13 protein-coding genes are annotated in these 8,245 nt (G+C 37.7%); all 13 read left to right on the forward strand.

The annotated features are described in order from the left end of the window. On the forward strand, window positions 1-227 hold a 227-nt coding region (locus tag DW835_RS17265; RefSeq protein ID WP_347559404.1), incomplete at its 5' end, for a hypothetical protein. A gap of 27 nt (window positions 228-254) precedes the next feature. Then, window positions 255-404 carry a cyclic lactone autoinducer peptide gene (locus tag DW835_RS17270; RefSeq protein WP_055171097.1) on the forward strand — a complete coding sequence of 50 codons (150 nt, stop codon included), beginning with the start codon at window positions 255-257 and terminating at the stop codon, window positions 402-404. Window positions 405-592: 188 nt separating this feature from the next. Then, window positions 593-1,366 (forward strand): DUF6033 family protein, encoded by a 774-nt coding sequence (locus DW835_RS17275; protein ID WP_117465414.1) that lies wholly within the window; start codon window positions 593-595, stop codon window positions 1,364-1,366. 64 nt (window positions 1,367-1,430) lie between these two features. After that, the gene (locus DW835_RS17280) at window positions 1,431-1,955 is read left to right on the forward strand and encodes a hypothetical protein (protein ID WP_118550351.1); all 525 of its coding nucleotides are present in this window, start codon (window positions 1,431-1,433) and stop codon (window positions 1,953-1,955) included. 196 nt (window positions 1,956-2,151) lie between these two features. Beyond that, window positions 2,152-2,697, forward strand: a complete 546-nt coding sequence (locus tag DW835_RS17285) for a hypothetical protein (RefSeq protein WP_118542380.1) — start codon at window positions 2,152-2,154, stop codon at window positions 2,695-2,697. Window positions 2,698-2,759: 62 nt separating this feature from the next. Further along, window positions 2,760-3,698, forward strand: coding sequence for a hypothetical protein (locus tag DW835_RS17290; protein ID WP_055040310.1), 939 nt, complete (start codon window positions 2,760-2,762; stop codon window positions 3,696-3,698). A gap of 59 nt (window positions 3,699-3,757) precedes the next feature. Further along, a complete protein-coding gene (locus tag DW835_RS17295; protein ID WP_118731486.1) occupies window positions 3,758-4,795 on the forward strand; it encodes a DUF4885 family protein in 1,038 nt (345 codons plus the stop codon). Between the two features lie 3 nt (window positions 4,796-4,798). Further along, window positions 4,799-5,116 carry a hypothetical protein gene (locus DW835_RS17300; protein WP_243037234.1) on the forward strand — a complete coding sequence of 106 codons (318 nt, stop codon included), beginning with the start codon at window positions 4,799-4,801 and terminating at the stop codon, window positions 5,114-5,116. A gap of 117 nt (window positions 5,117-5,233) precedes the next feature. Then, window positions 5,234-6,187, forward strand: coding sequence for a hypothetical protein (locus tag DW835_RS17305; protein WP_008115719.1), 954 nt, complete (start codon window positions 5,234-5,236; stop codon window positions 6,185-6,187). Then, a complete protein-coding gene (locus DW835_RS17310) occupies window positions 6,183-6,305 on the forward strand; it encodes a GHKL domain-containing protein (protein WP_279221291.1) in 123 nt (40 codons plus the stop codon). Before DW835_RS17305 ends, DW835_RS17310 begins: the two co-directional genes overlap by 5 nt. 95 nt (window positions 6,306-6,400) lie before the next feature. Then, a complete protein-coding gene (locus DW835_RS17315) occupies window positions 6,401-7,174 on the forward strand; it encodes a hypothetical protein (RefSeq protein WP_118265919.1) in 774 nt (257 codons plus the stop codon). A 45-nt stretch (window positions 7,175-7,219) separates the two neighbouring features. Next, window positions 7,220-7,768 carry a hypothetical protein gene (locus DW835_RS17320; RefSeq protein ID WP_006859190.1) on the forward strand — a complete coding sequence of 183 codons (549 nt, stop codon included), beginning with the start codon at window positions 7,220-7,222 and terminating at the stop codon, window positions 7,766-7,768. Between the two features lie 17 nt (window positions 7,769-7,785). Further along, the gene (locus tag DW835_RS18145) at window positions 7,786-7,929 is read left to right on the forward strand and encodes a hypothetical protein (protein WP_171029219.1); all 144 of its coding nucleotides are present in this window, start codon (window positions 7,786-7,788) and stop codon (window positions 7,927-7,929) included. The last annotated feature ends 316 nt before the right edge of the window (window positions 7,930-8,245 follow it).

The raw sequence follows: 8,245 nt of genomic DNA on the forward strand, positions 1-8,245 counted from the left end.
AGCGGATAAAGGATGCATTGATAAATATTATAGGACATAACAGGACAAGCGGTGATCTGGGGATTCCCGATTTTACTTCGGAGTTTCAATTCAGCAATGGCGCTTTCTCTGTGGCAGACAGTGGTTTTACGGTGGATATGGCGGCATTGGATAGAAGGCTGACGCCCCAACCGCATGATAACATGTATTCGGATATGTATGAGTACAGTTTCAGAAAAGTATTATGATACAACATCAGAGGAGGTAAAGGTAAGATGAATAAAGCAGAAAAGATTACAATCAAGGTATTGAAAGTAGTGGAGAGAATTGCCCGGAATGAAGTGGAAAAAACAGTTCTTGGCAGGACGGCAGAGTGTTCAGCGATTTATCACCAGCCGAAAAGACCGAAGAAAAGGGGAAACTAGGTCAGAATAATGAAATATTTTGTGGAGTGTTGCGGTTGTGATTATCGTAATGGCAAAACAAAAGGAGTAAGATAACTCCAAAAGGGTTATCTTACTCCAATAAATCAATTAAAGGTTACTGCTTGGGCTTTGGATGGAGAGAGCAGGTACGGTTCTGACTGACAGAAGAACCGTGGAAAGGAGTTAATATGGGATTAGGCGTTGAAAATTCAGTTAATGCTTATAATCAGAATTATAGGTATCAACAGAATAAGACGACAGGGCAAGCCAATCATTTAGATTTCAATAAGATTTTATCTGCTAAAGAGGGTGCTAATACAGAGAAAGTACAGAAGCCAAATGAAAATAGTGTTTCAAAAGTAGATACCTACACTGAATATTTAAAGGCTAAATATGGGAATATAATGATCCAAAATGTTGGAAGTGATCAAAAGAGTATGGATTCATTGGGGACGGGGACATATGGGATGAATAATATTGTGATTGCACCCAATGTTTTGGAAACAATGGCAAATGATCCCAAAAAAGCAGCTTATTACGAAAAGATGATACAGGATTTTTTTGCTTCGCAGTCAACTGTGAAGGCGCAGATGGCAGTCGGGGGGTTTGAGATTCAATCTTATGGTATGGTTATTCACCCGGATGGAACTGCACACTATTATGTTTGTGGAGATGTTTCACCAGAAAAAAAAGCAAAGATAGAGGCGCAAATGAAAGCTGAAGATGAAGAGAAGGCTAAACGGCGTAGACAATATTTAGAGCGCAGTGAGGAGGCGGCAGAAAAGCGCAGACAGATAGAAGAGATTAATATGCAAAAGAGTAAAAAAGATGCGGCTTTTGATGATAATATATCGGCTGTTAATGTATTATCGGAAGTAGATAGGGCGGTTGCCATAGCTGCTTATGAAAATATTGCCAATACTTTTAATGAAAACATAATAAAAAGTACAATTGATAATTGAGGACTTTACTGACTATATCAACTTATAATAATCGATATATAATATTATACTAGGAGGTAATTAAATGCGTATTGGTTCGGGAGTGCAAAGTGCACCGGAAGTATTTGGAAAGCGACAAAACAATAGCAAAACATCTGCTGTCGGAAATGAGGAATTTTCTCAGACATCAGTGAAGGTGTATTTAAAGACGGATGATATGTTGTTTTCAGGTGGAAATGGAACAGGTCTTTCGTTTTATATTAAATACGCAGAAGAGTCAACAGAGGATAATCCTGTAGTGATAGCCAAAGGCGTTGACGAAAATGGAAAAGAATTTGAAGAAAAGATTAACATTAATGATATTAATTTGAGAAATGCTTCTTATGTTGAAATGAGTGCTTTGGAGGCATGCTATAACGTCGATAGGGGAAATAGTCTCAGTTCTTTGCCACCAGAAACCGGGTGTATGGGATTAAATGACAGATGCGACCTTATATCCAGCTTTGAAAAGGTTATACAGGATATGAATAAATTAGGAAGGTATGATTTGCAGATGTTTTATATGCGAAATATGAATACTTATCTAAATGCAAGCAGTAAGCATAAATAGGGCTTAGTTATTTGAATATAGTAGAAAAAGTAAGCTTGGACTCCATAGGAGAGAGCAGGTGCGGTTCCGACTGACAGAAGAACCGTGGAAAGTTAATATGGGATTAGGTGTTGAAAACACTTTTATCCAAAAAAGTTGAGGCAGAAACTGGACTGGCATATAGAGAAAATTTTGAGCTGATTGGAGGAACAGAAATATGAACATTGGTTCTGGTATGAATACCGTATCTTCACTGTACGGTCAACAAAAAGGTAATCATATGAAAACGCCTGCATCTGGGGAAAAGACATTTTATACGGCAGAAACACCGAAGGTATATCAGATATTCACAACAGATAATATGTTGTGGACAGGAGGTAATGGCACCGGTCTTTCTTATTGCCTTAAATATGCGGATGATTCGACGGATGAAAATCCAGTGGTGTTAGCGAAAGGTGTGGATGAAAACGGGAAAGAGTTTGAGCAAAGAATTTATATCAATGATGTTAATCCATCAAATGCTACAGTAGTCGAAATGCGTGCATTGGAGGCACATTACAAAGTGGAAAAGCAGGGAGGTTTCACGTCTCTGCCGCTTGAAGCTGGTAATATGGGACTTAACGACAGAAGAGATTTTATTGCAATGTTCAAAAAAAGCATAGAAGATTTAAACAAATTGGGAAGGTTTGACTTATCGTTGCTTTGGACGAAAAGTATGGATACATATCTTAATTTGCCAAATGCAAATAGTAAGTATAAATAAGGCTTAGTTATTTGGACATAGAAGGAAAAGAGAATTTAGAATAAACGAAGGAGATTGAGACAATGCAGTCAATATCAAGTTATATTAATCCTAATACAAGAGGACTTACATCTAATTACAAAAATACAGCTATTAAAGATAAGGAAACCTATAATGAGGCGATGTCGCAGCACTTACTAAATCCGGTAGAAGATTTGGTTCAAGTGTTAAAAACACCTATAAAATTGGCGAAGAGTTCGTCACTTAGCAGACAGAATAATTCTGTTAATATTGCGGAAGGGCAAAGAATCCGTGTTAATGGAGGTCATGTGCTTACGGTTACGGCGCATGGAGTAGAGGTTTCTGGTGGAGATAATCCGTATGATACACAATCATATGTAAAAGCACAGAGAATGGCAGATGCATTGGCATCCATGCTGCGAAATGCAGGTGGGACAATGACTACTGTAGCACATTCAAAGGAGGAATATGCCCGGTATACAGAGGGAATTACGGATGTTATGTCTTATCTGGGTGTAGACACTTCCAAAGATTTTACGGTCAATGGTATGAAATATAGCAAAAATAAAGATGGTTGGTATGAGTCAGAAGCGAACAGTGATGCGCAGGCGGCATATGAACAGTTAAAAGCGAATAACAGAATCTACCAGTTTGCAGATGAAAAGACCAAAAAGCAGATTGCATATATTAGTGATTATTACCTTCAGACAGTGCCGGAGAGTGTAAAGGCGGCGTGGCAGGAAACATTGGAAGAAACTGGTTTTAATCCATTTCAGACGGATGTAACCAGTACATTAACGCAGTTATCTGTAGAGCAGGATTTTCTGACAGGTGGTGATGACAATATTTTTGGTGAAACGAAAGAAAGTTGTTTAGCAGCTATCGACAAAGTATTGGAGAGAATAGAAAATCCGTTGGCAGCAGTTACAGAGGAAAGGGCAGCATATCTGCAGCAGGAAAAAGAATTTTATACCGTACTGGCATCTAAAATAAGAGAATAAAATGCCGGGAGGAATTTAAAGATACAGATTATAAGACTTATATAAGGCAGGGGGATAATATGGTTACTGTAAATAATTCTGACTATTATAACAACATTCCAGCGGGCAGGGATTTAAACAACCTGCCCAATACTTCCAGCGTTGGTACAACTGTAGGATATCAATATGATGGACTTACAGAGGAGGATCGTTTCGTACAAAAAGTTTTGCGGGAGCATTATGATAAAATGTACAAAGAAAATATGTCGCATTCTGATCCAATGGCATATATCGAATCAAAATATTGTGATGTGACCTCACCTAACTTTTGCTCATATATGACAGAAGACCAGCGTTCCATAGCTTACCGTACAGAGAAAAGAATGTTACAATCCGGAGGAAAACCTGTGGGTGGATTTGCACGGTATGATTATGCATTAAGGAATTACAAGGATGTATATACAGGTGGTTCAAGAAGTGTTGGTTATGTACGCAATACTGACAGGGAAAAACAGCATGCCAGAAGTGTTGTAAATCAGCAAATTTCAAATCTACTTTCAAAGAATGGGATATCAATATCAAAACAGGCAGATTTGGTATTTTCTATTGATCCATATACATATCAATTAACAGTGTCGGGAAATGCAGATAGAGATACATTATCGCAGATAGAAAAATTGCTGAATGAAGGAGATAATGCAAAAAATATTTGGACGCATGCGTGGATTTGTATGCATGATGCAGATAATGAAATTGTTAATTCGCAGGCAAATATGACAAAGGCAAACCAATATTCTTTATGGCATGAAGTGTATGAGACAACCGGATATGATGCACGCAATGCGACATATAAAAATGGTACTTTTATTGCAGAGGATGGTACAGATTTACTGGCATTGTTTAAGGAAAAATCTAAAAATGGTGCAGGGTATGAACTTTATTCTAAGAGATGGCTGCAATATGCTAAAAATGGCTGGAAGAAAGAAAATGATTTGGTATTAAAAATAGGCTTTGACAGCAGTGGATTGTATGATATAGGGCAGGAAAAAGGATATGGAGCAGCACAGAATATGTGGATGAAAGGTATTAGCCAAAGTATGTTTGAAGCTAGAGTGTGATTAATGGGAATCTCTTTTTCAAATATAGGAACAGTTGGAAGGGAACAGCTAATTACTTCTGGTAGTAATGGAGAACCAAACTGGTCTTATATTCCATCGAAAGGAAAAAGTACAAAAAAAGCGAATAACAGAACCTATCAGTTTGCAGACGAAAAAACCAAAAAGCAGATTGCTTATATGAGTGGTTATTACCTTCAGACAGTGCCGCAGAGTGTCAAGGCAGCATGGCAGGAAACATTGGAAGAAACTGGTTTTAATCCATTTCAGACGGATGTAACCAGTATATTAACGCAGCTATCGACAAAGTATTGGAGAGAATAGAAAATCCGCTGGCAGCCGTTACAGATGAAAGGGCAGCATATCTGCAACAGGAAAAAGAATTTTATACCGTGTTGGCATCTAAAATAAGAGAATAAAATGCCGGGAGGAATTAAAAAAATGATTGGAAGTATAGGAGCGGAGAGCCGTTATTCAACAGGTTATAACAACCTAAAACCAAATCGGAACCAGAATAAGTGGGCTGACACTTTGGCTCAGACGGTGGATAAGGAGGATATTAGCAGTAGAGCGGATATCAATCGTGCTAAGAAAAGTACAGTGATGGATTCTTATCTGGCACTGTCAGGAAAAACGATAAATACTTTGAAACAGGAATATTCAGAGTACGAATCCGAAAATTATAGAATCGTACCCGATAATGAAGCTGAATGTTTTGATATATACAATAAAGACGGGGAGCGTTTGGGGGCATTTTCCTATTCTGATATAAAAATAAGACAGGATGAAACAACAGGAAAGCAGTTTTTGATTTCTGAGCATGGAACGATGAGTTACGATGCCCTGGTATTAGATGATGAATTAAAAGATGCATTGCAGAATGTAATGGATAAAGATTCGCTGGATGTGGAGACTTTGCAGGGATTTACATTAAATACACATTCAGGTACCGGCATCCAGTATTTAGTAAAAGACGGTGAAGAAGGCAGAGGTGGCAAGGTTCTTCTGCAAAATGAAGCGGATCGGAAGAGGTATGAAGAATTAGCGGAGATGTATTTTGACAAATACCCTAATTTAATTGAGAGTCGGGAAGAAGGTTTTATCTGGGCTGATTTAGAGATTAGAGGAATGGCAAAACGGACAGATCAGGGAATTATATCCATAGGAGCTGATGGAATGTCATACAGTGACAATGAAAATTATAAAAACAATTGGAGTGTCCGGTTTTCTGGTTCTATGTATGAAAAGCTGTATGAATGGCTTCAGAATCACAAGGATAGCATGGAGGAAATCCATAAATTTTCTACATGGCAAAACGTTTTTGACGAAATTGGAGGAACGTATGAAAGAGTCTGGTCGAAAGAAGAACTGGATCAGGGATATTTGAATAATTGAAAGAGGGGATCATCACGGTATTGGATTGTTAAATGTAAAAGCAGTTGTGGATAAATATGGCGGTGATATGGTGCTTTCCTGCGATGAAAATGAATTTAAGGCAGTGGTCATCTTGTAAAGAGATGGTCTTTGTGTGCGTAATATGGTCGTTTGATGATATGGGACTGGGAGAACAGGTTATTTTATCCGATAAAGAAAGCAAAGGAGGTTACTATGAGTAATACAATTAATGTGAACTATATGACACGGGCTTACAATCAGTACCAACAGAAAAATGCGGCTAAAGATCAGGAGAAGGAAGATACAAGGTTTGCGGATAGTGTAAGAGAAAAGAGCGAAGCTAGTGGAAGTATAGTGGGCAATTCAAAAATAGGTTCTGTGTCTGCTAAAGATATGACGATGGTGGAATACAAGCAGTACATTTACAATAAAATATCTCAAATTCCAATGCACCCCACAAGAGCAGGCGAGTCAATATCTGTTACAATTTCAGAGGCGGGTTTTGAAGCAATGAAGAATGATCCAGAGTATGAAGCATGGGTATTAAATGATTTGCAAGTGGGTTGGTCACAACCAGATAAATGGTCCGGTATATGCGGAGGAGCGTTTTCTACAATATATTATGGAGCATCAAAAGAAGAATGTCATGCTGAGATGTGGAGTGCTGGTTATAACAATGGGAATGGTGGGAAGATTTTTAATGATAAGTCAAAAAATAGTTTTTGGGAGCGCAGAATAGAAAATAAAAAGAGAATAGAAAATCAGGTAAAGAAACAACAGGAAAAAAAGCGGATTCAGAAAAAACAAGCGGAAAGAACAGCTTATGAAGAATATGCGCAAAATAAAAGGTTATCCGCTCAGGATGCCAGAACTCGATTGGTGGCTGAGAGTAGTTCGTCTGCTAAGACTGTCACAATAAGTCAGGCAGTAGCTTCTTATGAGGCAAATTTTACAATGGCAGTAAGCGTATCGAACAAAAACCAATAGCCTGCAAATAAAAAATCAAGGCTAAATAGAAAGGAGAGATGCAGTATGGGAATTAATGGAGTATCATCGTATGCCAATACATACACATACGGAAATGTAAAAAATGAAAATGTAAAGCCATCAAAGAATAGTGAAAAGAATTATTATGCAGGATACACTATGAATTCAGCCAATAAGTTTAAAAATGTATCAGACTATTCAAAGTATTTGACTAACAAGTATAAATGTTTGACTCCATGCAAAAATGCTTCTGTATTGATTGACAGAAGTGTAATGCAAAAGGCATGTGGAGATGAAAAAACTGCGAAATGGCTTGAGGAAAATTTAGCAATTATGCCAGATGTTATACGAAATGCACAGAAGGCGGCAATAAGTCATGGTAGTAAACTGATATCAGTGGAGTTTAAGTTTACGAATAATGGAACCGAAATGACAACCTGTGGCATTTTTGGAGAGACTGGTACGGATTCAGAAATTGACAAATGGCTGGAGAGAATGAAAGAGGATAAAGAAAAAGAAGATAAAAAAACAGAAAATATGATTGCTATAGAAGCGACAACTAAAAATAAGGTAGGTTTTGATACATATGCATAGTATCAATTTCTATAATTTTGAAGAAACAGGAAAAGGAAGCAGTAAAAAGAGCACAGGCAAGACGAAAAGCTGTACAAAACGAATATCTAAATAGCCAGTTAGCGGCGGCAGCATATGAGAAAAGCAGTATTATTTTACCAGATAATCCTGTTATACAGTAGGCTCATCTTTTGACAGGAAAGCATAAGAATGCAGGTAAGATATTTTTCGGGAGGAAGGATAAGAAATGGAAATAAACAGTAATCATTCTACATATGGTGCGGCATTTCGCCAAAAACCAATTTTTTTCATGTCAGGGAAGGAAACAGTGGCATATTTTGAGGGAAAGCTTAAGAAAAATATGACACTTCAAGAGGATACCTGTACACTTGGCAGCAATGACACTTATCGCAGACAGCATACTACTTATGAGGTTTCTGACAAGAAGGGAAGTACATTTCTGGATCTGGATTTTCTGATCAAGGACGAAACCAGCAG

The sequence above is a fragment of the Clostridium sp. AM34-9AC genome (assembly GCF_003480225.1).
Taxonomy (GTDB): Bacteria; Bacillota; Clostridia; order Lachnospirales; family Lachnospiraceae; genus Acetatifactor; species Acetatifactor acetigignens.